General features: G+C 66.1%; 17 protein-coding genes. 9 read left to right on the forward strand and 8 right to left on the reverse strand.

Annotated elements, in window-relative coordinates; genetic code table 11:
* Positions 1-122: 122 nt before the first annotated feature.
* Complete coding sequence (locus tag C8J47_RS12615; RefSeq protein WP_121886222.1) at positions 123-2036, reverse strand: NPCBM/NEW2 domain-containing protein; 1914 nt, start codon at positions 2034-2036, stop codon at positions 123-125.
* Positions 2037-2324: 288 nt separating this feature from the next.
* On the opposite strand from C8J47_RS12615, the gene C8J47_RS12620 reads away from it, so the two are divergent.
* A complete protein-coding gene (locus C8J47_RS12620; protein WP_404969279.1) occupies positions 2325-4982 on the forward strand; it encodes a glycoside hydrolase family 3 C-terminal domain-containing protein in 2658 nt (885 codons plus the stop codon).
* 46 nt (positions 4983-5028) lie between these two features.
* Here the strand turns inward: C8J47_RS12620 and C8J47_RS12625 are convergent, their stop codons facing one another.
* Entirely contained in the window at positions 5029-6570 is a 1542-nt protein-coding gene (locus C8J47_RS12625; protein ID WP_121886223.1) for an alpha-N-arabinofuranosidase, read from the reverse strand.
* A gap of 379 nt (positions 6571-6949) precedes the next feature.
* Here C8J47_RS12625 and C8J47_RS12630 point away from each other — a divergent pair, with 379 nt between their 5' ends.
* Positions 6950-9007, forward strand: a complete 2058-nt coding sequence (locus C8J47_RS12630) for a M13 family metallopeptidase (RefSeq protein WP_121885974.1) — start codon at positions 6950-6952, stop codon at positions 9005-9007.
* A 48-nt stretch (positions 9008-9055) separates the two neighbouring features.
* Here C8J47_RS12630 and C8J47_RS12635 read toward each other — a convergent pair whose 3' ends face one another.
* Positions 9056-11452, reverse strand: coding sequence for a glycoside hydrolase family 3 N-terminal domain-containing protein (locus C8J47_RS12635; protein WP_404969280.1), 2397 nt, complete (start codon positions 11450-11452; stop codon positions 9056-9058).
* Between the two features lie 176 nt (positions 11453-11628).
* On the opposite strand from C8J47_RS12635, the gene C8J47_RS12640 reads away from it, so the two are divergent.
* The 7 genes from C8J47_RS12640 (at position 11629) to C8J47_RS12670 (ending at position 20720) form a co-directional block, all read left to right on the forward strand.
* The gene (locus C8J47_RS12640; RefSeq protein WP_259467529.1) at positions 11629-13692 is read left to right on the forward strand and encodes an alpha-glucuronidase family glycosyl hydrolase; all 2064 of its coding nucleotides are present in this window, start codon (positions 11629-11631) and stop codon (positions 13690-13692) included.
* Positions 13693-13930: 238 nt separating this feature from the next.
* Entirely contained in the window at positions 13931-14989 is a 1059-nt protein-coding gene (locus tag C8J47_RS12645) for an endo-1,4-beta-xylanase (RefSeq protein ID WP_259467530.1), read from the forward strand.
* Entirely contained in the window at positions 14986-17148 is a 2163-nt protein-coding gene (locus tag C8J47_RS12650) for a GDSL-type esterase/lipase family protein (protein ID WP_121885976.1), read from the forward strand. Before C8J47_RS12645 ends, C8J47_RS12650 begins: the two co-directional genes overlap by 4 nt.
* A 64-nt stretch (positions 17149-17212) precedes the next feature.
* The gene (locus C8J47_RS12655; RefSeq protein ID WP_082470682.1) at positions 17213-17509 is read left to right on the forward strand and encodes a putative quinol monooxygenase; all 297 of its coding nucleotides are present in this window, start codon (positions 17213-17215) and stop codon (positions 17507-17509) included.
* A gap of 173 nt (positions 17510-17682) precedes the next feature.
* Positions 17683-18915 (forward strand): glutamate-5-semialdehyde dehydrogenase, encoded by a 1233-nt coding sequence (locus tag C8J47_RS12660; protein WP_259467572.1) that lies wholly within the window; start codon positions 17683-17685, stop codon positions 18913-18915.
* A gap of 131 nt (positions 18916-19046) precedes the next feature.
* Positions 19047-19820, forward strand: coding sequence for an SDR family NAD(P)-dependent oxidoreductase (locus tag C8J47_RS12665; RefSeq protein WP_121885978.1), 774 nt, complete (start codon positions 19047-19049; stop codon positions 19818-19820).
* A 3-nt stretch (positions 19821-19823) separates the two neighbouring features.
* Positions 19824-20720: a glycosidase gene (locus C8J47_RS12670; RefSeq protein WP_121885979.1), complete on the forward strand. Its 897-nt coding sequence runs from the start codon at positions 19824-19826 to the stop codon at positions 20718-20720.
* A gap of 13 nt (positions 20721-20733) precedes the next feature.
* Here C8J47_RS12670 and C8J47_RS12675 read toward each other — a convergent pair whose 3' ends face one another.
* The 5 genes from C8J47_RS12675 to C8J47_RS12695 all read right to left on the reverse strand — a co-directional run bounded on the left by C8J47_RS12675 (position 20734) and on the right by C8J47_RS12695 (position 26106).
* Positions 20734-21078, reverse strand: a complete 345-nt coding sequence (locus C8J47_RS12675) for a thiol-disulfide oxidoreductase DCC family protein (protein WP_121885980.1) — start codon at positions 21076-21078, stop codon at positions 20734-20736.
* Complete coding sequence (locus C8J47_RS12680) at positions 21075-21614, reverse strand: TspO/MBR family protein (RefSeq protein WP_121885981.1); 540 nt, start codon at positions 21612-21614, stop codon at positions 21075-21077. The genes C8J47_RS12675 and C8J47_RS12680 overlap by 4 nt, the downstream gene beginning before the upstream one ends.
* Positions 21611-21856, reverse strand: a complete 246-nt coding sequence (locus C8J47_RS12685; protein WP_121886226.1) for a glutaredoxin domain-containing protein — start codon at positions 21854-21856, stop codon at positions 21611-21613. Before C8J47_RS12685 ends, C8J47_RS12680 begins: the two co-directional genes overlap by 4 nt.
* 14 nt (positions 21857-21870) lie before the next feature.
* A complete protein-coding gene (locus C8J47_RS12690; RefSeq protein ID WP_121885982.1) occupies positions 21871-22878 on the reverse strand; it encodes an NAD(P)-dependent alcohol dehydrogenase in 1008 nt (335 codons plus the stop codon).
* A 132-nt stretch (positions 22879-23010) separates the two neighbouring features.
* Positions 23011-26106, reverse strand: coding sequence for a TonB-dependent receptor domain-containing protein (locus C8J47_RS12695; protein WP_259467531.1), 3096 nt, complete (start codon positions 26104-26106; stop codon positions 23011-23013).
* Positions 26107-26290 lie beyond the last annotated feature (184 nt).

Consider the following 26290-nt stretch of genomic DNA (forward strand, 5'->3'; position numbering starts at 1 on the left):
CGGGGCATGGCAGCATGCCCTTCCGTGTTCTCCCGCGAAGGCGGGAGCCCAGTCTGGATCCCCGCCTTCGCGGGGAAACACGTCTTGCGCGAAAGGGCTAGCCGCCGACGTCGTCCGTTTCGTCAACGCGTGAGCGCAGCCGTGCCCCAGTCGACCGAGATCTGCGCGCCACCGGCACCCGGACTGCGCGCGACCAGTTCGATGATCTTCACCCCCGCGACGTTTGCCGACAGCTCCTGCGTCGCCTCGCCGCCCCGCGCCGCCCGCGACTGCGCCAACAGCCGCCCATCGCCGTACACCAGGAAGGTCACCGCCCGCGCACGGTCGGTCGTCGAATCGTCGATCCCTACACGCGTCCGCAGCGTGCGATAGCCGGTGTTGCGTACCTCCAGCCGCGAATTGGCGAGCACGCCGAGACTGTGCGGCAGCGCCTCCCCCGCCACCCCCAGCGGCTGGTCGTAGGGCGTGCGATCGACGCGCGCCCCGCCCCAGCCACCGTAGCGCGGAAAATCCCCCGCTCCTCGCGTGCCCTGCCACGCCAGCGGCGCACGGTGCACCAGCGGATCGGGTTGTGGCGTTTCCACCCCGTCGACCGCCGGGTTGACGCTGCCCGGTTGCTCGGACAGGAACACGCCGTCGCGCAACTGCCGATCGCCCTTCGCGGTGAAGATCAGCGTTTCGCGCGGGGCCAGCTTCAGGCTCTGCTGCTTGCGGAATTTGCTGTGCGCGCCGGTCCACAGATCGGTCAGTTCGACATCGGCGGTATCGCGATAGGCAAGATGATCGGCGGTCAGGACAACGTCCGCCGCGCCGCTGCCGCGATTGAACACCGCCACCGCCTTGTCGCCGTTGGCCAGCGTCTTGACGAAGATCTGCACCTCGTCGGTATCGAACGCCAGCGTCGCCTGATTGCCCGCGCGATCCTGATTGACCGCGATGATCCGCGCGTTGCCGATCAGGTCGAGCAACGCCGGCGACGCCTTACGCAAATCGTAACCGATGAACAGCGGCGCGTTCTCGATCGCCCACAGCGCGAAATGCGATTTCGCTTCGGTCATGTGCCGTTCGTCGAAATCGCCGCTGCCCACGAACAGCATGTCGGGGTCGTTCCACGATCCGGGATGCGCATACAGCGCGCGCCGCGACACGGTGTCGAGATTGTGCAGCATCCGCCCCCAATGCGGCGAGATGTCCTCGCTGGTCCGCGATATGCCGCCGATGTTCTTGCCCCAGGCGCGGACATCGGCCGATCCCCACAGGCACAGCGAGAACAGATAGTCGTTCGCGTCGTTATACTTCGCCAGCGCGTCGGCGACTTGGGTGTACAACCCGCGCACCGCGGGGATGTCGGTGCGCGCCAGCGAGTCCGCGTCGATCAGCGGCACGAACGCGCGGTACTTGCCGGCTTTGACCGCGGGGTTGCTCGCCGGCAAACCGCGGATGCCGCACGCATCGACCTTGATGAAGTCGAACCCCCAGTCCTTGAAATACAGCCGGATATCCTGGTCGACATGGCCGTACAGCCCGATCTCGCGTTCCATCACGCTGCCTTCGGGCTGGTTGGGCATCGTCGAGGTGAAGACCTGACCACAGGAATTGCGCCCGATGTCGCTATATATCCCCGCCTTGAACCCCATCGCGTGCAACTTGTCGGTGAAGGGCCGGAAACTCGGGTCCTTGCCCGCGATCACCGAGGACGGGAAATTCGCCGATCGGATCATCATCCGGCTATCCGACAGACGCCGCTTCAACCACCAGCCATCGTCGATATTGATATAGCGATAGCCCTTGGCCGCCAGTCCCGTGTCCGCGATCACCCGCGCCGATGCGAGGATCTTGTCCTCGGTGATGTCGGTCGCGAACGCGTTCCACGAACTCCAGCCCATCGGCGGCAGCGCGGCATCGCCGCGCTGGTTCGCACTCCAGCGGCCGGTCGGCGTCAGCGGATCGGCCTGCGCCGCCGCAACCTGCACCCCAGTGGTCGACAGCAAAACCGTCAGAGCAGCCGTTATCCCGTGTCGGCGAGTAGTGCGCATTGTCTGATCCTCGTCCGTGCCGATCGTCACGCATGACCCTGCAAGTCAGCGCGCGTATCCTCTGATTATGCGGGATCTTGTCAGGCTAGATGCAAGCCCTGTCAACGCGGCAGGATAGTATTCTATATTCCGCGTCACAGTAAAAATACTACCGAGCTAAGTCGAACCAACGAAATGTCGTAGCCATTGCGCCCCCTCCCGGCTTAAGGTCACTCCTACAAAATAAAGGAGGATGCTGGGGTGTTAAACTCGCGAAACACAGCGAAGGGCAAGTCGATGTTCGGCGCAATGCGCGCACTCATGCTGACCGGAGCTGCGCTCGCCGCCCTGCCCCTTCAGGCGCAGATGTCGCCAGCACCGCAGACCGATGCAGCGCGTACCCAGGCCGACGCGCTCGCCACGGCGATCGTCGCGCGGATGACCGTCGACGAGAAGCTCCCGCAATTGCTTAACGTCGCGCCGGCAATCCCGCGGCTCGGCATTCCCGCCTACAACTGGTGGACCGAATCGCTTCACGGCGCGCTCGGCCCGGTGCCGACCACCAACTTCCCCGAACCGATCGGCCTCGCCGCCAGCTTCGATGCGCCGCTCGTCCACGATGTCGCCGGTGCGATCAGCACGGAGGTCCGCGCGCTGCACACGTTGGGCCGCCAGACCGGACGGCTCGGGCGGATCGGCACCGGGCTCGATACCTGGTCGCCCAACGTCAACATCTTCCGCGATCCGCGCTGGGGTCGCGGGCAGGAGACCTATGGCGAGGATCCGTTCCTCGCCGCCCATATGGGGGTCGCCTTCGTCACCGGGATGCAAGGGCCCAATCCGTCGCTGCCCGACGTGATCGCCACGCCCAAGCATTTCGCGGTGCACAGCGGGCCTGAATCGACGCGGCACAAGGCCAACGTGTTCGTCTCGCCGCACGATCTGGAGGACACCTATCTCCCCGCCTTCCGCGCGGCGATCGTCGAGGGCGGTGCCGGCTCGATCATGTGCGCGTATAACCGCATCGACGGGCAGCCAGCGTGCGCGAGCGACCTGCTGCTCAAGGATCATCTGCGCCAGGCTTGGGGCTTTACCGGCTTCGTCGTGTCCGACTGCGATGCGGTGAAGGATATCGCCGACAACCACCACTACGCCCCCGATCAGGCGAGCGCCGTCGCTACCGCCCTGAAAACCGGCGTCGACAATGAATGTAACACCGCGACGCTCGGCGATCAGGCGGGGCTCGGCGAACGCTTCCGCGAGGCGCTCGACCGCGATCTGATCTCGGTCGGCGACATCGATCGGTCGCTGGTCCGGCTCTTCTCCGCGCGCATCCGCAACGGCGACCTGCCGGGGATACAGACCGGGCGCGATCGTGTCGTACCGGTCGCGCAGATCGGCACGCCCGCGCACGACGCGCTGGCGTTGAAGGCGTCCGAGGAAAGCCTCGTCCTGCTCAAGAACGCCGGCATCCTGCCGCTCAAGCCGGGCACGAAACTTGCGGTCATCGGCCCGCTCGGCGACGCGACGCGGGTGCTGCGCGGCAATTACTCGTCACCGTTGTCCGCGCCGCCGGTGTCGGTCCTCGACGGCTTACGGTCGGTGATGCCGGCGGGCGACGTCACGCTGGTGCCGTTCTCCCCCTCGGTCACCGACGGCGACCGCGTACCGACGTCGGCGCTGCGCACGCCCGACGGCAAACCGGGCGTCCTCGTGCGCTACTACAACCCGACCAAAAAGCTGCCAGCGCTGTTCGATCCCGCGACGATGAAGCAGCAGCTCGACGCGATCCGCTATCAGGACACGCCCGTCGCCGAACGCGTCGAGCGCGACGTCGGCGACTATAATCTCTCGCTCGCCAAGGTCGACACGCACCACCGCACGGTGTGGGCGGGATCGCTGACTCCCCCCGAAAGCGGCACCTACCGGGTCGGCCTCTCGGGCAAAGGCGGCGTGCTCGAATTCGCCGGCGCGGTCGCGTCCGATCGCAAGGGGTCGCAGTGGAACGACCTGCCGACCTTCACCACGCTCGACCTCGTCAAGGGCCGCCGCTATCCGTTCCGCGTCACGTCGAACGACGGTGCAGACCTCGTGTGGAAGCGGATCTCGGCCTCCCCCGATGCCGACCTGACTCGCGCAGCCGCTACCGCCGATGTGCTGGTCGCGGTCGTTGGCCTAACCTCCGACCTGGAGGCAGAGGAGACCGGCGTCACGGTGCCGGGCTTCGAAGGCGGCGACAAGACCACGCTCGACCTACCTGCGGACCAGGTGGCGATGCTCGCCAAGGCCAAGGCGACCGGCAAGCCGGTGATCGTCGTCGCGATGAACGGCAGCCCGATCAACCTCGCCTGGGCGAAGGATAACGCCGCCGCGGTCGTCGAGGCGTGGTATCCGGGACAGTCCGGGGGCCGCGCGATCGCCAACGTCCTGAGCGGCCGGACCAACCCCGCAGGCCGCCTGCCGCTCACCTTCTATCGCAGCGTCGCCGACCTGCCGCCCTTCAGCGACTATGCGATGAAAGGTCGGACTTACCGCTATTTCGAGGGCAAGCCGGTCTACGCCTTCGGCCACGGCCTGAGCTACACCAGCTTCGCCTACACGCCATTAAAGGTGACACCCGCCGCCACCGGCCCCGAAACGGGACTGCGGGTCACCACCGAAGTCCGCAACACCGGCGCACGGGCCGGCGACGAAGTGGTTCAGCTGTATCTCAATTTCCCGGACCACCCGGGCACGCCGCGCGTGGCGTTGCGCGGATACAAGCGCATTGCACTGAAACCGGGCGAACGCAGCAGTGTCAGCTTCGACCTGTCGCCGCGCGATCTCAGCAGCGTATCGACCGACGGCACGCGCCGGGTAATCGCCGGTAAATACCGCGTGACGGTCGGCAGCGGCCAACCCGGCACCGGCGTCCCCGGCCAGTCGGCGGCGTTCACCACCACGCGCGCGTTGCCGCTACCGCTCTGAATACGAAAGCCCTACCGCTCCCGACCGGGAGCGGTAGGGCGCCGTCTTATTGCAGGTCGAGCACGACCACCGACATCGGCGGCAACGTCGCCGACACCGTCCCACCCGCCGCCTGCGCGCCGTTGAACGCGACCGGTCGTACCGTATCGGGCTGCTCGAAGCTGTTATGCGCGTCCATCGTCGTGCCCGTGACGATCCGCCCGGTCACGCCGCTCGCCTGAACGCCCGCGAGCGTCATCGCCACCGGGATCGCACGATGCGGATCGAGGTTGACGAGCGCGACATGTACCTTGCCCGCGACATCGCGCACCGCCGAGACGCTGACCGCCGGCACCGCCACTTCGGACTCGTGATACCAGGGCGATTTCAGATCGACCGGCAGCGTCGTCGCATCCTGCCAGGGCTTGTACAGGTCGAACACCCAATAGGTCGGCGTCTTCACCATCTTCGCGCCGTCGGTCAGCAGCATCGCCTGCAACACGTTCACCATCTGCGCGATCGCTGCCATCTTCACCCGATCGGCGTGATGCGCGAAGATGTTGAGGTTGAGCCCGGCGACCACCGCATCGCGGACGCTGTTCTGCTGCACCAGGAAGCCGGGGTTGCTGCCCGGCGTCGGATCATACCACGTGCCCCATTCGTCGACGACCAGCCACTTGGTCTTGCCCGGATCATATTTGTCCATGATCGCCGAATGCTTGGTGACGAACTCGTCCATCTGCAGCGTATGCTGCATCGTCAGCGCCCATTCATGCTCCGAGAAGCCAAGCGCCGGGCCCTTGTCGGTCCAGACCTTGTCGCGCGGCCGCGTGTAGTAATGCAGCGACAGGCCGTCGATGTTCTTGCCCGCGATCCGCATCATCGTGTCGGTCCAGTCGTAATCCCCCTCGCTGGGGCCGCTGGCGATCCGGAGCATCTTGCCGTTCCCCGACTTGGCGAACACGCCGTAGCGGTTGGTCAGGTCGGCGGCATATTCCGCGCGCATGTTGCCGCCGCAGCCCCAGAGCTCGTTGCCGATGCCGACATACGGCACCTTGTACGGTGCGGGGTGGCCGTTCGCCGCGCGCTCCTTGGCGAGCGTCGAGCCATTCGGCGAGGTCATGTATTCGAGCCACTGCGCGGTTTCGCTCGGCGGCGCGCTGCCGACGTTGGCGGAGATATACGCTTCGGCGCCCAAGCGTTCGGCGAACCCCATGAATTCGTTGGTCCCGAACGCGTTGTCCTCGTTCACGCCGCCCCAGTTGGTGTTGATCTTGATCGGCCGCTTGCCGCGCGTGCCGATGCCGTCGCGCCAGTGATATTCGTCGGCGAAGCACCCGCCCGGCCAGCGCACCATCGGCACCTTGACCGCCTTCAGCGCCTCCAGCACGTCGCGACGATAACCGTGGTCGTTGGGGATCGACGACTTCTCGCCGACCCAGATCCCGCCATAGATGCCGTGGCCGAGATGCTCGGCGAACTGTCCGAATACCTGTCGGTTCATCACCGGGCCGGGCCGGCTCGCATCGATACCGACCGTCGCCGTGGCGCTAGCCGGAGCGGCCGCGGGCGCATCCTGCGCGGAGGCGGACATCGCCGTGGTCGTCATCAGAGTCATTGCCAGCGCGACGTTGCGATACAGTTGGCGCATTTCGATCCTCCCGTTTTTATCTGCCGCAACCGATATTGGGCCCTCGAAGCGCGGTCAATATGTAAGACTAATTGCGTGACAGGATCTCACGGCAAGACCGCCTTCGCCTGCAACGAGGGCCGAACAAGCCAACCTGCCACTGGTTGATCTTGTCCGAGCAGACCGTCGTGCCGAGGACAGACGACCGATCCAATCGCGATCGAATTCATATTGCTACGGTCCCTGTTCCGCGTCAGCTTCCCCCCAACAGGGCGAAAGCCCGACCTCGCCGTGTTCGCCCATTCGATCCCCGCCCCGATACCTCTGGACTCGGTCGGCAATTTCCACAGGAGCCTCGATGCTGTTCAACCATGTTTCGCGTCTGTCGCTGAGCGTCGCTGTACTGGCGCTGTCCTCACCCGCGCTCGCGCAGACGGCGCCCGCAACCGCCGCCGCGACCGGCACGCGCTACGGAACCTTCGGAATCGATCTCACCGCCGCCGACAAATCGGTGAAACCCGGCGACGATTTCTGGACCTACGCGAACGGCAACTGGAACAAGCGTACCGAGATCGCCGCGGACCGGACCTCGGCCGGCGGCAGCGTCGTCCTGGCCGATCAGGCCGAGCAACAGGTTCGCACCATCCTCGACGACGCCGCGCGCGATCCTGCGGCGGTCGGGCCGGGCGCGAAACAGTTCGGTGATCTCTACGCCAGCTTCATGGACGAGGCGGCGATCGAACGCGCCGGCACGACACCCCTGAAGCCCTATTTCGCGAAGATCGATGCGGCCGGCGACAAGCAGAAACTGCAGACGCTGTTCTCGACGGTCGGCTATGCCTCGCCGGTCGAGATCGGCCAGTTGCCCGATCCTGCCGATCCGACGCGTTACGCGGTCGCCGCCGGACAGGGTTCGCTCGGGATGGGCGGACGCGATTACTATCTCGAACAGGGTGCCAAGTACGACACCTTCCGCACCGCCTACCGCGCCTATGTCGAGAAGATCCTGACGCTGTCGGGGATTGCCGACGCGTCGGCCAAGGCGGACCGGATCGTCGCGCTCGAAACCGCGATGGCGAAGGTGCAGTGGTCCCCCGTCCAATCGCGCGACCTGAAGGCGATGCTGAAGCCGATGGACGCTGCCGGTCGCAAGGCGCTGGCGCCCGGTTTCGATTGGCCGCTGCTGCTGACGACCGCCGGCTATGGCAATTTCCCGATCGTCTACATGACGAACTCAACCGCGCTGACCGAGCTGGCCAAGCTGTTCGCCGCAACGCCGGTCTCGACCTGGCAGGATTGGATGAAGTTCCGCCTCGCGTCCGCGAGCGCACCTGTCCTCCCCAGGGCGTTCGATCAGGCGACGTTCGACTTCTACGGCAAGACGATGGCCGACCAGCCGCAGCAGCGCGCCCGCTGGAAACGCGGCATCGCCGTCGTCAACGGTACGATGGGCGAGGCCGTCGGCGAAGTCTACGTCAAGCGCCACTACCCGCCGCAGAGCGAAGCCAAGATGGGCGAACTGATCGCCAACCTGCGCGCCGCCTACAAGGAGCGGATCGGGGCCAACACCTGGATGGACGCGCCGACCAAGACGCAGGCGCTCGCCAAGCTCGCAGCCTTCGATCCGCGGATTGGCCACCCAAACAAGTATATCGACTATAGCGCGCTCAATATCGTCCGCGGCGATCCGCTCGGCAATTCGATGCGATCGGGCGAGTTCGACCACCAACTCGACCTGTCGCGCCTCGGCAAGCCTGTCGATCGCAGCCTGTGGGGCATGACGCCGCAGACCGTGAACGCCTATTACGACCCGCTCAACAACCAGATCACTTTCCCCGCGGCGATCCTGCAACCGCCCTATTTCGATCCCAACGCGGATGCAGCGGTCAATTACGGCGCGATCGGCGCGATCATCGGCCACGAGATGGGCCACGGCTTCGACGATCAGGGCAGCCAGTTCAGCGCATCGGGCAAGTTCGAGAATTGGTGGACGCCCGAAGCGCGCGCCGCCTTCACGAAGCATACCGCCGCGCTGTCGAAGCAGTACGACGCGTATGAGCCGATTCCCGGCGTGCACGTGAAGGGCGCGCTAACGCTCGGCGAGAATATCGGCGATCTCGGCGGCGTCGAAACCGCCTATGCGGCGTATCGGAAATACCAGTCGGTGCACGGCAAGGCACCGGTGATCGGCGGTCTCACCGGCGACCAGCGGTTCTTCCTGGCCTATGCGCAGGCATGGCAGGCGAAGCTCCGCGAAGGCGCGGCGCGCGCGCGTCTGCTGACCGATCCGCACTCACCGCCCTTCTACCGGGTCAACGGCATCGTCCGGAATGTCGACGCCTGGTATACTGCGTTCAACGTCAAGCCCGGCGATGCGCTCTACCTGATGCCGGCGCAGCGCGTTCACATCTGGTAATCTGCCGAGGGTGCGCGGCCTGCCCGCGCACCCTCGCTTGTCGATGGGTCAGGCGATCTCGAGGATTGCGGTCTTCACCTGCGCCGAATTCGATCCAGCCATGATCGTGAACAGGCCGGGTTCGACGACCTCGCGCATGTCGACGTCCCACAACGCGAACGCATCCGGCCCCAGCGTGAACCGCAGCGTCCGCCGCTCGCCGGGCGCGAGCGTTACGCGTTCGAACCCCTTCAACTCCATCACCGGCCGCGCCACCGACGACACCTGATCGCGGACATACACCTGCACGACCTCGTCGCCAGCCCTCTGCCCGATATTGGCGACGTCAACCTCGACCCCGACGCTACCGGCGATGCCGATCTTCGCCGCCGACAGCCGCGGTGCGCTGATGTCGAAGCGCGTGTAGCTGAGGCCGTGGCCGAACGGGAACAGCGGCGCCGTCTCTGCGAACAGATAACCGCGCTCGGTCGACGGCTTCCGGTTGTAATAGAGCGGCACCTGCCCGACTTCGCGGACCACGGTCACCGGCAGCTTGGCGCCCGGATTGATCCGCCCGAACAGCGCCTCGGCCATCGCCGTGCCGCCCTCCTGCCCCGGATACCAGCATTCGAGCACCGCGTTGGCCTTCGCCATCACATTGGGCCAGCTTGGCGGACGCCCGTTGATCGCGGCGACCACGATCGGCTTGCCCAGTGCGTGCAGCGCATCGAACAGCGCATTCTGCTCGCCGATCAGGTCGAGCGTCGTGCGATCGCCGAGATGGTTCTTGGAGAACCCCTCGCGGCTGGTCTGCTCGGTATCGCCGATCGCGAGAATGATCGTGTCGGCACCGCGCGCGACCGCGACCGCCTCGGCGATCAGCGCGCGGTTCCTGGCGGGATCGGCGAGCAGCACCGCATCCTGCGACCGGTCCTCGCTCTGCGTGATGAACACGCCCTGCGCATGGACGATCGTCGCTGCATTACCCACGAACGTCCGAACGCCGTCGAGCAGCGACACCGTCTCGCGCGGCGGCGCGGAATAGCCGCCAAGCCGCGCGATCGCCGCATTCGGCCCGATCACCGCGATCTTGCCCTTGGGCGCGAGCGGCAGCGTGCCGTCGTTGGTCAGCAGGCACAGCGATTTGCGCGCCGCGTCCAATGCGACGCCGCGTGCTTCCGCGTTACCGGTCAGGCGAGCGGCGGCACGGGGATCGACTGCCGACTCCTCGAACAAACCGGCGCGGAACTTCAACGCCAGCATCCGCGCGCACGCCGCATCGACCGCCGCGATCGGCACCGTCCCCGCCCGCACCTGCGCAGGTAACGTCCGAAACGCGATCCCGTCCGGCAACGCGCTGTCCACCCCTGCCGCCAAGGCGAGCTTCGCCGCCCCGTTGAGGTCGCGCGCGACGTGATGGATCGTGTCAAGCTCCTCGATCGCGCCGTAATCGCTGACGATCGCGCCCGAAAATCCCCATTCGCCGCGCAGCACCTCGCCGAGCAGCCAGTGGTTCGCATGGCTCGGTACGCCGTCGATCTCGTTATACGAGGGCATCACCGCGCCGATCCCGGTACGCGTCACGACCGCGCGGAACGGCGGGAAGAAGCTCTCGCGCAGTTCGCGTTCGCCGATCGGTGCGGGGCCGATATTGTTGCCCGCCTGGGGCTGGCCATGCCCGGTCATGTGCTTCAGCGTCGCGAAGACCTTGCCGGGTGCCAGCGTCGTGCTGTCGCCCTGTAAGCCCTCGACCGCGGCGACGCCCATTTCGCCGCACAGATACGGATCCTCGCCGAACGTTTCCTCGATCCGCCCCCAGCGCGGGTCGCGGGCGATATCGACGACCGGGGACAGCGAGAGGTGGCTGCCGTGCGCGCGCACTTCGCGACCGATGATCGCCTGTCCGCGTCGCATGAGGTCGCGGTCGAAGCTGCCCGCCATGCCGATCGCCTGCGGGAACATCGTCGCGTCGGGCGCCATGTAGCCGTGCAGCGACTCTTCGTGGAAGATCACCGGGATGCCGAGCCGCGTGCCGCGCGCCCAGTGTTGCACCGCGTTGACGAAAGCGATCGTCGAGGCCGACCCGCGCCACTGTGCCCCCGTCCCGCCGGCGACTGCGGCCACCGACGGCCCGCCGCGCTTGTCGGACGGCCGCGTGACCTGGCCGAACCCCGCCGGATACGCCGCCGACGCGCGCGCCGGATCGAAATCGAGCCCGCCCGGCGTCATCACGTCCGCCTTGGTCGCCCACAGCGAAATGGTCTGGCCAACTTTCTCTTCCAGCGTCATCCGCGCCATCAGGTCGCGAACCCGGAGATCGACCGGCGCACGCGCGTCACGGTAGATCGGCAACGCGGTCGCAGCCTGCGCGATACCGGGGATCAATCCGCCGACGGAAACCGATCCGAACAACCCAAGAAGGTCGCGCCGCGTCGGTGCGATCGTAACAGTTGGTGTGCCCGGCAATCTTCATCTCCCGATCTGAAACGCGGCATTGCTGTCGAAGCCATCGTCGTGATAGCGATACCATGACTGGTCATCCGCGATCCTGTCAATCGATCGTGGAACCGCGGGAGAGGATTATGACGGCACTCAGCCGATTGATCGTTAGGTTCGCGCTGCTTTTTGCGGCGATAATTGGTATGACCGGAACGGCGTATGCCGAAGACGGGTACGACCTCTGGCTTCGCTATCGCACGCTGGCGGCCACGAGTACGCACCGCGTTCCGACGATCGAAGCGCGCGGCGATACGGCCACGTTCCGCGCAGCGGCCGAGGAACTGCGGCGGGGCGCGGCGTTGTTCGGCACGAGCGCGCCGACCATCCTGCTAGCCACCGCCGATGATCGCGCCGTCGCCGCGCTGCATCTTCCGCTCGCAGCGCTTGGCGACGAGGGGTACCGCGTCCGCCAGGTCACGCTCGGCAACCGCGGGGTGCTCCTGGTCACCGCCAACACCGATCGTGGCGTGCTCTACGGCAGCTTCGCCTTGCTGCGTCACCTCCAGACCGGCGGCAGCCTCGACCGGATCGACCTGACCTCGACGCCGCGCGTGAAACTGCGCGTGCTGAACCACTGGGACAATCTCGATGGCGTGGTCGAGCGCGGCTATGCCGGCGCCTCGCTGTGGGATTGGTGGACGCTCCCCGATTTCCACGACCCGCGCTACACGGACTATGCCCGTGCCAACGCGTCGATCGGGATCAACGGCACCGTCCTCAACAACGTCAACGCGAAGGCCGACAGCCTCACCGCGCCGTATATTGCGAAGGCCGCCGCGCTTGCCGACGTGTTTCGGCCGTACGGGATCAAGGTGTATCTGTCGGCGCGGTTCTCGGCCCCGATCGAACTCGGTGGTCTTAAGACGGCCGATCCGCTCGATCCGCAGGTCGCCGCGTGGTGGAAGGCGAAGAGCGACGAGATCTACCGCGCGATCCCCGACTTCGGCGGATTCCTGGTGAAGGCGAACAGCGAGGGTCAGCCCGGTCCGCGCGACTATCATCGCAGCCACGCCGACGGCGCCAACATGCTCGCCGCCGCGGTGCGCCCGCATGGCGGCATCGTGATGTGGCGCGCGTTCGTCTACGCGGAAACCGACCCGGAAGACCGCGCCAAACAGGCATACACCGAGTTCAAGTCACTCGACGGCAAGTTCGCATCCAACGTCATCGTCCAGGTCAAGAACGGCGCGATCGACTTCCAGCCGCGCGAACCGTTCCATCCGCTGTTCGGCGCGATGCCCAAGACTCCGCTGATGATCGAATTCCAGATCACCAAGGAATATCTCGGTTTCGCCACGCACCTCGCCTATCTCGGCCCGCTGTTCGCCGAGACTCTCGGCAGCGAGACGATGCAGCGGCCGGGCGAGACCGTCGCCGATGTCGTCGACGGCTCGGTCAAGGGTCACACGCTGACCGGGATGGCAGGCGTCGCCAATATCGGCCGCGACCGCGACTGGGCGGGCTCGACGTTCAACCAGGCGAACTGGTACGCGTTCGGCCGGATGGCGTGGGATCCGACGCTCGGCGCAGCGCCGGTCGCGCGCGAATGGGCGGCGATGACCTTCGCCCCCTCGCCCAAGATCGTCGATCCGATCGTCGCGATGATGATGGGCTCGCGCGAGGCGGTGGTCGACTACATGACGCCGCTTGGCCTCGCGCACGTCATGGCGACGGGGCATCATTACGGCCCCGGACCGTGGATCGCCGACCTCAAGCGCCCCGAATGGAACCCGGTCTATTACCACCGCGCCGACAAAGCCGGGATCGGCTTCGACCGCACGCGCACCGGCAGCAACGCGGTCGCGCAGTACGCCCCCGCCCTCGCCCGCCGACTTGCCGATCCGGCAACGACGCCGGAACGCGAGTTGCTGTGGTTCCACCATGTCCCCTGGGATCGGCGGATGGCGTCGGGCCAGACATTATGGGCGGAGATGGTCCATGAATACGACTCAGGCGTCGCTTACGTCGCGGACATGAGCCGCAAATGGGACGCGCTCAAACCCGATATCGATGCCGAGCGCTGGGCAAAAACCGCCACCTATCTGGCCGTGCAACAGCGCGAAGCTCAGTGGTGGCGGGATGCGAGCCTTGCCTATTGGATGTCAGTCAACGGTCGGGCGCTCCCTGCCGGCACGGCGCCGCCCGCGCATGATCTGGCGTGGTACAAGGCGCAGCGTTTTCCCTATGCTCCGGGCAACCCGCAATGATGTACCTGATATCCCGCAGGTCTGGCCCCCAGCCATGCCGCCCGGCATGTCGTTCGAAGAAAGGCGCAAACGCATGAGCAATCGGCTGAATTCGGGTGAGATCACGCGACGCCGCGGGCTTGCGATGCTCGGCGGAATAGCGGTTTCGGCGTGCGCCAGTGCCAGGGTTCCGTTTCAAAGTTCAGCAGTACCAAGGACGGACGGGACCGGGCTTCAGTCGATCGCGGCGCCGAAAGGCATGCGGTTGGGATCCTGTTTCGGCTGGAGCCCCCCGGGGGCCGACCGCGGATCGTTCGCAAACCCCGCTTATGCCGCATTGCTCAAACGGGATTGCGGACTTCTGGTCCCTGAGAACCAGATGAAATGGCAGGCGATCCGGCCCACCGCGACCAGTTTCGACTTTACCCACATGGACGCGATGATGGCCTGGGCCGAGGTGAACGGACTGCCGGTGCGCGGCCACAATCTCCTGTGGCACCAGCCCAAATGGATGCCCCGCTGGGAGGAAGCGTACGACTTCGGCGCCAATCCAAAACGGGCTGCGGAGCAGATGCTGGTCGGACACATCACCACCGTCTGCCGTCGCTACGGGTCTCGGATCGGCAGCTACGATGTCGTCAACGAGGCGGTGACGCCAGCGGACGGAAGCCTCTACCAGACCGCATTGTCGCGCGCGCTGGGCGGGCCGGAGGCGACGCTGGATCTCGCGTTCCACACCGCGCGCGCGGCGGCGCCGCACGCGCAGCTCGTCTACAACGACTATATGAGTTGGGAGCCCGGCAACGCGCATCACCGTGCGGGCGTGCTCAAGCTGCTCGAGGGTTTCAGGCGGCGAAAAATCCCCGTCGATGCGCTTGGCGTGCAATCGCATATCATCACGCAGGGCATCGATACGCGCGCGACCATCGCCGCGCTCGAAGGGGAGTGGCGGCGTTTCCTCGATGCGGTGACGGCGATGGGCTATGAGTTGGTCATCACCGAGCTCGACGTCCGCGATAACGCGCTGCCCGCGGATATCGCGGTGCGCGATCGCGCGGTTGCGGACTATACCCGCGGCTATCTCGACCTGATGCTCGCCTACCCCTCGCTGCGCGACATCATGCTGTGGGGGATGACCGATCGCTACAGCTGGATCGAAGGGTTCGAGCCGCGGGCGGACAAAGCGCGTCGCCGCCCCTGCCCGTACGACGCGGCATTCGTCGCAAAGCCGATGCGCGCAGCCATTGCGGGCGCGATCGCAGCAGCGCCTGCCCGCAAGCCTCGCCACGATGCAAAGACTGCAAGGATCGACCGATGAGCCGTTGGGCAACCGCAATCCTCGCCGGCGTGCTGATAGTCGCAAGCGCCGACGCGCGTGATACCGCCCGCCACGTCTCCACCCGGCACGTGTCCACCCCGCACTGGATGGCCAGCTGGGGATCGTCGCAGATGATCGCGGAAGGCGACAATGCACTGCCCGCGGATCGGGCGGCCGCCGTCACGCTTCGCCAGATCATACGGCTATCGGCAGGCGGAGACCGGGTCCGCGTGCGCCTGTCGAACGCGTTCGGGACGCAGCCACTCGCGATCGGCTCAGCCCGGATCGCGCGAACGAGCGCGCCCGCCACACCCCAGGTCGGCGGCGGCGCGGCGTTGACGTTCGCTGGGCAGGCGGGGGCGATCATTCCAGCAGGCGCCGAACTCTATTCCGACCCCGTCGCGATGCCGGTCGCGCCCGGCGCCGACGTCGCCATCAGCCTGTATCTACCCGAAGCTGCCGTCCCGCAGACCGGCCACCCCGGCGCTCGCGCTTTCAGCTACACGCTCGCCGGCGATCACGTCGCCGATCCGGGGTTCGCCGGCGCAAAACAGACGACGCACTGGTACACGCTCGCCGATCTCGAAGTGTCGGGCGCCACGACCATAGGCGCAAACACCGGCACGATCGTGGCGATCGGCGACTCGATCACCGACGGCTACGGCGTAAAGCCCAACCACAACACGCGGTGGACCGATATTCTCGCCGAACGCCTCCGTGGCACCCCGGCGACGCGCGGGATCGGCGTCGTCAATGCCGGGATCGGCGGCAATCGCATCCTGCTCGACGGGCTCGGTCCCAATCTGATGGCGCGGTTCGACCGCGATGTCGTCGCGCGCAGCGGAGTGCGCTGGGCGATCCTACTCGAAGGGGTCAACGATCTCGGCGTGCTGACGCGAGAAGCGCCCGCGACACCCGCGCAGCACGCGGCGATCGTCGCGCAGGTCACCGGAGCTTACACCCAGCTTGTGGCCCGCGCGCATACCCACGGCATCACGATGATCGGCAGCACGATCACGCCGTTCGGGGGCAACGACTATTACCACCCCGGCCCCGCCACAGAAGCCGACCGCCAGGCGATCAACACCTTCATCCGCACGTCCGGCACGTTCGACGCGGTGATCGATTTCGACCGCGTGATGCGCGACCCCGAGCATCCCGACCGGCTCGCTCCGGCGTATGATTCGGGCGACCACCTCCACCCGTCCGAGGCGGGATATCGCAAGATGGGCGAGGCGGTTCCGCTGACCCTGTTCGGCAAGGCGACGCGCCAGGTGATCGGTGCGGTCGCGCCGGTTCCTGTCGCCCCCGTACCGTTGAGGAGCAGTGCGGATACGCGCCCGGCGATCGCGCTCACCTTCGACGATATCCCGGCCCACGGTCCGCTCGCGCCCGGACAGACGCGCGCCGACGTGATCCGGGGTATCACCACCGCGCTCGCCGCGGCCCGAGCACCCGCCTTCGGGTTCATGAATGCGGGGTTCGGGCTGGATAATCCGGCGGATGCCGCAGCCGCGATCGCGGCATGGCGTACCGCGGGACTACCACTCGGCAATCACACCTATTCGCACGGCGATCTGGCGAAGGTCGGCGCCAGCGCGTTCGTCGCCGATATCGTCCGCAACGAAGCCCCGCTCGCGCGTGTCGCCAAAGGCACCGACTGGCACTGGTTCCGCTACCCGTTCCTGTCCGAAGGCAAGTCGATCGCGGACCGCGACGCCGTCCGCAACGCGCTGAAGGCGCGCGGCTACCGCGTCGCCGCGGTCACGATGAGCTTCGACGACTATAACTGGAACCCGCCCTACGCCGCCTGCGCCGCGAAGCGCGATCCGGCGGCGATCGCGACGCTCGAAACCGGATATCTCGCGGCGGCGCGCACCGCGGCGCTCGCATCACGCGCCCGCGCCAAGGCACAACTCGGGCACGACATCCCCTATGTGCTGCTGATGCACGTCGGCGCGTTCGATGCACGCATGCTGCCCAGATTGCTGAGCCTCTACGCGTCGATGGGATTTCGTTTCGTTACGCTCGCGGAAGCGGAGACCGACCCCTATTATGCCGCCGCCACGGACCTCACCCGTCCGACCGCCTCGCCTTCGCTGCAGGGTCCGCCCTCGGTGCCGGCCCCCGTCGGTCCGCCGGCAGGGCTGTGCGCGTGAACGAGACGGTTGCGTCGCGGCGGCGGCGGGAGCACGGCGGACGCTACGAAAACAGGAGAGATACATGACCGTGAAAATCGTCGCGCTGGTGTCCGTGCTGCCTGGCAAGGATGACGCCTTCATCGCCGCTGCCAAGACCTGCGTCGCCGCCTCGCGGGCCGAACCCGGCGTTCTGCACTACGAGTTGTGGCGCGAAGCCGAGGGAGAGCAGCGCTTCGTGTTCAACGAGCTCTATGTCGACGATGCCGCCGTGCAGCAGCACATGGCCTCCGACCATTTCAAGGCTTTCAGTCTGGCTGCCCGCGATCTCGCCGCGGGACGACCGACGATCATCGTCACCAACCCCGTCGACATCGACTGACGCGGCCGTCGAGACTGCCCTCGCGATTGCGCCATGGGCAGTCGCGACGGTAAGAGGTCGGCAGGGTCTGGGCGAGTGCCGCAACCTGCCGACTGGAAAGACTGTCGATGACCGTGATGGACGTGATCCCTGCCCGCGCCGCAAGCGACCCCGCCCCCGGCCCCGCCGCCGAAATGGTAGGACGGCTAGGCAAGAACGCACGACGCGCAGCCCGGCGTCTCGCCGTTAGCGATGGCGCGGCGCGAAACCAAGCTCTGCGCGCCGCCGCCGCTGCGCTGCGTGATGCCGTGCCGACACTGCTAGAGGCCAATGCAGCGGACGTGGCGAGCGTCGCCGACAGCAAACCCGAATCTTTCCTCGATCGGCTCCGGCTCGATGAACCACGGATCGAGGCGATGGCGCAGGCGCTCGACGATATCGCCGAACTGCCCGACCCGGTCGGCCGCGAACTGGCCCGGTTCACCCGGCCGAACGGACTGGAGATCACCCGCGTCGCCGTGCCGATCGGCGTGATCGCGATGATCTACGAATCGCGCCCCAATGTCGGGGCCGACGCCAGCGGGCTCTGCATCAAATCGGGTAATGCGATCATCCTGCGCGGCGGATCCGAAAGCCGCCGTTCGACCGCCGCGATCGTCGCGTGCATGCAGACGGGTCTGCGGGCTGCCGGTCTTCCCGAAAACGCGGTCCAGACCGTCGACACGCCCGACCGCCAGGTCGTCGGCGAACTGCTCCGTGCGGTCGACCATGTCGATCTCGCCATCCCGCGCGGCGGTCGTAGTCTGGTCGAACTGGTACAGCGCGAGGCGCGCGTGCCGACACTGCTCCATCTCGACGGCAATTGTCACAGCTATGTCCACTCCGAGGCCGACGTCGCCGAAGCGGTGGCGATCATCCGCAACGCCAAGCTGCGACGTACCGGCGTGTGCGGCGCGACCGAAAGCATCGTCGTCGATCGTGCGATCGCGTCCGCGCTGCTCCCCGCGCTGGTCGACGCAATGCCCGATTGCGAACTGCGCGGCGACGCCGAAGCGGTCGCGATCGAGCCGCGGCTCGCGACGGCCGGCGCGGACGACTGGGATACCGAATATCTCGACGCGATCGCCTCGATCAAGATCGTCGATGGGCTCGAGGCGGGGATCGCCTTCGTCGCCGAACACTCGTCGGGGCATACCGATGCGATCCTCACGCGCGACGCCGCCGCCGCGCGCCGGTTCATGCTCGCGATCGACAGCGCGGTGGTGATGCACAACGCCTCGACGCAGTTTTCCGACGGCGGCGAATTCGGCATGGGCGCCGAGATCGGCATCGCCACCGGCAAGATGCACGCGCGCGGACCGGTTGGGGTCGAGCAGCTGACGAGCTACAAATATCTCGTCCAGGGGAGCGGCCAAATCCGCCCTTGATCCGGCCGTTTCGGACGGTGCGGATCGTGACATAGATGTCATCGTATACAGACGCATCCTTGGTATCGATGGTGCGTTGCACCTCCGAAATGACGCCCCCTTAGCCGTCATGTTTTACGGAGAACGATACGATGAGCCTGTTCGACGATCAGGTGGTCATTGTGACCGGGGGCGAGTCCGGGATCGGCGCCGCCTGCGCCAAGAGCCTGGGTGACTCCGGCGCGCGCGTCGTGATTACCTATTTTAAGGACGCGGACGCGGCGCATGCCGTCTGTGCAGCGATCGGCGGGAAGGAGCGCGCGATCGCCGTGCAGACCGATGTCGGCGACGAGGCGGCGATCGAACGACTGTTCGCGCAAGCCGAGTCTGCGTTCGGCACGGTCAGCTTGCTGGTCAATTCGGCCGGGCTCAACATGAGCGGCGTGATGCTCGCCGACATGGAACTGGCGCAGTTCGACCGCGTCATCCGCTCGGATCTCTACGGGCCGTTCCTCACCTGCCGGCGACTGGTGCGCGGGCTCGAAGCGAAGGGCGCCAAGGGCCGTATCGTCAACATCTCCTCTATCCACGAGCGCGCGCCCCGCCCCGGCGGCGTCGATTACGATTCGGCAAAGGGCGGGCTGGCTCAGCTGACCGCAACGCTTGCGCTCGAACTGGCGCCTAAGGGCATCGCGGTGAACGGCGTGGCGCCGGGCATGATCCTGACGCCGATGAACCAGTCCGCGGTCGACAATCCGAAGGAGCTGGCGACCAAGGAAGCGGCGATCCCGTGGAAGCGTGCCGGTCGTCCCGACGAGGTTGCGGCGCTCGTCGCGTTCCTGCTGTCCCCCGCCGCGGACTATATCACCGGCACCACCGTCACGATCGACGGCGCGCTGTCGCTTACTGTTGCACAGGGCGCCTGACCGATGATCACCTACGCGGTCGAACAGCTCGACACGGTCGCCATTTCCGCAGGCTCGGTGATCGACGGCATGGACCTGATGAGCCCTTTCGTGTGGAAGGAAGGTAATCTCCACCGGATCATGGTGCGCGGCGTGCCCAATCCGCTTGGCCCGCATGACCCGACTGGCGTCATCGCGCGCGGGGAGAGTCGCGATGGCCTGACCTTCACGATGGATCCGGGGCTTGCGATCGTCCCGGGCCCCGGCGCCGAGGATCTTGGAGGATGCGAGGACCCGACCGTCCTGGTGACCCCGAACAACGAATATCTGGTCTACTACACCGGCGTCGATGCGGCCCGGTCGCAGGGCTGCATGATCCTGGCAGCAGGGCTCGATCTCACCGCACTGACCAAGCAGGATCTGGTCCTGAAAGCCCCGCCCGGCGAAGGCAACATCAAGGAAGCGACGCTCGCGCAGACTTATGCGGGCGACTGGCGGCTGTTCTACGAATATGCCGCGCAGGGCGCGTCGCGGATCGGCATGGCCTCCGGGCCGACCGCCAAAGGACCGTGGACCGTCCAGCCCGACCCGTTCGACATCCGCGACGACAGCTGGGACAATTGGCACCTATCGACCGGTCCGATGTGGCAAATGCCGGGGGAAGATCCGGTGATGTTCTACAATGGCGCGACGCACGACGCCCGCTGGCGGATCGGCTGGATCAGCTTCAGCCCGGACTTCGCGCGCGTCACCGGTCGCGGGATCGAGCCATTGCTGCTCCCCCCGCCCGCCGTAAACCGCGATGCCACCGATATCGCGTTCGCGGCCTCGACGGTTGCGCACGGCGACCAGATTGCGCTGTATTACTCGCTCGAAGACCGGATGCTGCGCCGCGCGCTGATCGCCAGATACCAGCGCTGAGCCGCGTGGTAAGTCAGCGCATCAGCGCCTGAAGCCTCGGGCGGACGTGGAGGAATCCCCGATACGTTCGCTCGAGGATTGCGAGCACTATGGCGTTTCGCGCCGCTAGGCCGAGCGGCCGTAACACCGGTATGGCGCGCCACATCGCGGCGAACGCTTCCGCGCCCGACAGCATCCGACCGTCTTCCGAGGCATGGAACCGTGCCAGCAGCGCATCGCGGTCAGTCGGGCAGACCGTGCCCGGCGCGCTCGCGTCGACGAACTCGATCGCACCGCGACGATCGAGCCGCCGCATCAGCGCGATTTCGCGCCGACACAGCGGGCAGGACCCGTCATGCCAGACCGTCAATTTGGTCATGTGGTCGTCTCGGCTCCATCGTCGTTTCGCGCCGAAATCCGCGCCGCCAAAACCGTCGCGAACCCCAGCCACGCCACGAACGGCGCGCCAAGGATCGCCGCCGGACGATCGACCTTCGCGGCGGTCGCGACATACGCGGCGCCGCTGACGATCATCGCGCCGGACGCGATCGCACTGGCATCGAGATCGCGCTTGCGAAAGAAGATCTCGGTCCACGCGCCGATCATGCCGGTATTGAGCAGCCACAGGCCTACCGCGGCGTTACGCGTGCTGTCGGCGGGTTGACGAAGCAGACGATAACCGCCGACCGCAAGCCCGGTTTCGAGCACCGGCCAGACCGCGCCGAAGACTGCGTCGGGTGGCGTGAAGCTCGGTTTGTCGAGGCGTTTGTACCAGCGCCGAATCCGCGGATGCGACGGATCCGGGGCATTGCGTCGACCGAGCACAGCGCTAACGCCTAATACTGCCGCGACGATCGCCACCGATGCAGTGCGCGACAGACCTGTGGCCGATGGGAAGGGTTCGCTGGTCGTCATGCTGCGAGATACCGCTCAAGATCGTCGCTGCCGCCGATCCGCTCGCCATCGATGAACACCTGCGGAGTCGTAGCGACGCCGTGCTCGTCCTTGAACGCGTCGACTTCGTCCCGTGACCGCAGGATTCGGTCGTCGACCTGGAAGCCGTTCTGCTCGAGCATCGTCTTCGCGCGTACGCCAAACGGGCAGGTGTGATCCGGCAGGATCATCCGGTACAGTATCGCGTTCTTCGTCTCGGCCATGTTCGTCATCCTCCTTACCACTCGATCCCGATCTTGCCGAAATGCCCGCCGCTCTGCTGGAACGCGAACGCCTCGGCGAGATCGTCCAGCGCGAAACGACGGTCGATCACCGGGCGGATCGCGGTCGCTTCCAGCGCACGGACGAAATCCTGCTGCTCGCGCCGACTACCGACGATCAGGCCCTGCAACCGCGCTTGCTTGCCCATCAGCGCTGCGGTCGGCACCTCGCCGCCGATCCCCGTCAGCACGCCGATCAACGAGATGTGCCCGCCGACCCTGACCGCGTCTATCGACTGCGCCAACGTACCAGGGCCGCCGACCTCGACGACATGGTCGACGCCGCGCCCGCCGGTCCAGTCCGCGACTTTTCGCCCCCAGCCCGGCTCGCTCCGATAGTTGAGCGTGAAGTCGGCCCCCAGGTCGCGGGCACGGGCAAACTTTTCGTCGGACGACGATGTGATCGCCACTGTCGCCCCCATCGCCTTGGCGATCTGCAACGCCCAGATCGAGACACCGCCCGTGCCGAGCAGGAGCACCGTGTCCCCCGCCTTCAGCTTGCCGTCGACCACCAGCGCGCGCCACGCGGTGAGGCCCGCAGTCGTGATCGAGGCGGCCTCGACGGAATCATAGCCTTTGGGTGCCTTGGTGAATGCAGTTGCGGGCAGCACGACGTGGGTCTGCGCGAACCCGTCGATACCGTCGCCCGGCGTGCGGCTGAAATCGCCGATGGTGGGCGCGCCGTCCTGCCAATCCGGGAAGAAGCACGAGACCACATGATCGCCGACCGCGAACTCGGTCACGCCCTCGCCAATGCTTTCAACGATCCCCGCGCCATCGGACAGCGGCACGCGACCGTCTCCGGTCGGCATCCGACCAAGCGCAACGCCGAGATCGTGGAAATTGATCGAACTGCCATGCAGCGCAACCCGGATCGCGCCCGACGGCGGCGCGCCTGGATCGCCCCGCTCGGCGACCACGATATTGTCGAGACCCGCGGGGGATCGTAGCGTCATGATCTTCATGTCGGCTCCTTCGATGCTGTAACGCACCGCCCCGCCGAACTGGCCCCGTCCGCCAACCCATAGCCACGTCGTACGGCACAAAAAAAGGGCCCGCCATCGCTGGCGAGCCCTCAGGTCGGGGGAGAGGAAGGATCAGAACTTGATCGTGGTACCGATTGCGATGTTGCGGCCGAGCGAGTCGTAGCGCGACGGGATCGTGTTGGTCCGCGCGAGCGCGACGCTGTACGAGTCCACAACGATCGGCGGATTCTTGTCGAACAGGTTGTTCGCGATCAGACGCAGCGAGAACTGCTTGGCGATCGCGAAGTTGAGCGCGAGATCGAAATAGCTCTGCGGTGCGACCCGGTAGTAGCTGGTCCGTGCCCGCGCGTCGGTGCCGCCGATCGCCGGATCACCCGAATTGTCCGCATTGGTCAGCGATCCGACATAGCGCCAGTTGAACGACGCGCTGAAACCGCGGCCGACCGTCGTGTAGGTCGCGCGCAGGCCGTGCGACCATTTCGGGATCAGCTGGCCGCAGCCGTTGCCGTAATAGCCCGCGCAGTTGCGTTGCGGCTGGACCGGCGAGTCCTGGCCACCCGCAAACGTCGTCAACGACCCATTGAAGTTCCAGTCGATCTTGCCGACCGTCGCCAGGTCCATCGTATACTGCGCCTGGAAATCATAGCCGCGCGCGATCGACGTGTAGTAGTTGGTCGTGCCCTGCCGGATGAAGCCAGTCGTCGGGTTGGTGTTGGCGTTGGAGAACAACGTGCCCGTGCCCGGATTGCGGACGATGCCCTGACAGAAGTACGCGTCGCCGTTCGAACGCTGACACCCGTCGGTGTAGTAGCTGTAGTCGTTGAAGGTCAGCGAATCGTTGATCTTGATCCGGTAGCGATCGACCGAGAAGAACAGCCCACGGACGAACCGCGGTTTGACGATCAGGCCGTAGGTCTGCGTGTACGCGGTCTCCGGCTCGGCGGTGAAGCCACCCGAACGGACGGTGCACGCAGCCGAACCGTTCGGAGCCGTGCCGTTGCTGCAGAGCAAGGTCTGGCTACCATAGAGCGCGTCGGACAGGCCGGTTGCCCGGCATACCTCGCGCGACGCAACCGGCGCGCCGAACGTCACGCCGTTGGGGCCATTGGTGACCGTCGGCGCACAGAAGTCGCTGAAGGTGCCAGCCCCGCCGGATGCGAAGTCGATATTCGTTGCCTGGCGGATTTCGGTGACCGTCGGCGCGCGTTGCGCCTTGTTGAACGAGGCGCGGAACGTCAGATCGCTGACGGGCGCGTAGATGCCCTCGACCTTCCAGGTGTTGAAGGTGTCCGGATTGCTGCTGTACTTTGACAGGCGATAGCCCCCGTTCACCTGAAGCAGGTCGGCAAATCGCTTATGCTCGACCAGCGGGACCTGGAGTTCAGCGTTCGCTTCCCAGACGTCCTGCTTGAGATAGCTGTCGGTACCGCCCAGAGCACCGCGATACGCTGCGTCGGCGGTCGATTTCAGCGTATCCTTGCGATACTCGGTCCCCAGCGCGATCGCGACGCCCTGCTCGGCAAACGGCGAGGTGATGCCATATTTGCCGAGGTCGCCGGTGACGTTGGCCTGCACGTCATACAGCGTGCCGGTGGTCACGGCGGTACCCGTGTTCAACAGATAGTTGACCAGCGCCGGATTGGTGTTGCCGGCGCTGAACGCGTCGAACGGAACGCAGCCGGCATCGGCGGTCGTGGCGCAGGTCGGCGCCGCGAGCGTACCACCGACGTTGATCGAATTCTGCAACCGCGTCGAGTTGACGAAGGTAGGCGTGTAGTCCTGATGGTTACGGGCATAGACGCCGCCGACATCATAGGTCCACGCGCTGCCGACCTTGCCGCGGATACCAGCTGTAAAGCGGGCGCCCGTATTCAGATAGGTATCTGGCTGATCGTTGTTATCGCCGAGACGGTAGGCGATATTGATCGGTGCGGTCGTGGCGGTGCTGGCAGCCGCTCCGCAGATCGCGGTCGCCTGCGAGCCCGACAGGAACGGGTTGTTGCAGTTGACCTGGACGTTGCCGCCCGCGATTCCCGGATAGTTAGTGTATGATTTATCGCGGAACCAGATACCAGAGCCGTACAGCTCGGCGTTGGGCGAGATGTCGAGGCTAACGAAGCCGCCGGCGTTGATCCGCTCCGAGGGACGCTGATAAGAGTAATTGTTGAAATAGTTCGAGGCGTTGCCGGGGCCCGCGCCGAACGGGACGAAGGTGCGCGAACCATTGGGATTGTTGACGAATTGCGCGTCCTTGTTCGCGCCGCTGAGCGGCGTGACGAGACCGCTGGTCGAGCTGCTTGGCGTCAGGCCGCACGAGATCGGCGCGTTCAGGGTCGTCTGCGTCAGGTAGCAGCCGGTGTTCGACCGGTCCGACAGCAGCACGGGGTCGGTATGCTTGTAGTTGGCGAACCCCGAAATCCGCAGCTTGCCGTCGAAGAACTTCTTGCCGGCGGTCAGCGTGAGGTCGGCACGGCCGCCGTCGTTGGTCAGGCCACGCACGCTGTTGAAGCCGGCGGCGCGTGCCAGCGGCGACACGACCGTGTCCTTGTTGTTGTGGTTGTAGAAGTTATAATTGCCGTCGAGCTGGATGCCCTCGAAATCCTTCTTGAGGATGAAGTTGACGACACCCGCGACAGCGTCCGAACCGTACACCGACGAAGCGCCGCCGGTCAGCACGTCGACGCGCTCCAGCAGGGTCGCGGGAATGATGCCGACGTCCTGCCCATTCTGCGTGCCGATGCGCTTGCCGTCGATCAGCACGAGCGTCCGCTCGAACCCGAGGCTGCGCAGCTTGATCCGCTGGCGACCGTCCGAATCGGCATAGGTCTGCTGGCTGTCGGGCGCGACCTGCGGCAGGCGATTCAGCACGTCTTCGACGTTGACAGCCGCCTGCGCGCGAATGTCCTGCGAGGTCACCGAGGTGATCGGCGCGGCGGAGGTCGTGTTGGGGCGCTGGATGCGCGATCCGGTGACGACGATCGACTGGTTCGCGCCGCTATCGGCGTTGGCGGGAGCGACCGCGGTGGTCGCGTCGGCCTGAACCTTGGCTTGCGCGGGAGTGTTGGCGCTGTCCTGGGCTGGGGCCTGAACCGGGGCCTGAACCGGGGCCTGAACCGGGGCCTGAACCGGAGCCTGAACCGGAGCCTGAGCTAGAGCGACCGGGCTCGCTGCAGCATCCTGCGCCGCTCCGGGCGTGGCCCAGATCATGAGCGATCCCACAAGCGCAACGCGCGATACCGAATGACTGAAATTCATATCCTACCCCTATGGCCGACAGCGCCGTACGACCGCGCAGTTCCTCCCAGCACGCTTGATCAGATAATTGGTTCCGTCAATACCTATGCAATACCTTTATGGAACATTTACGATGGATTGTTGCAAATGTGCGTCA

Origin of the sequence: Sphingomonas sp. PP-F2F-G114-C0414 (assembly GCF_003688595.1) — a bacterium.
GTDB lineage: Bacteria > Pseudomonadota > Alphaproteobacteria > Sphingomonadales > Sphingomonadaceae > Sphingomonas.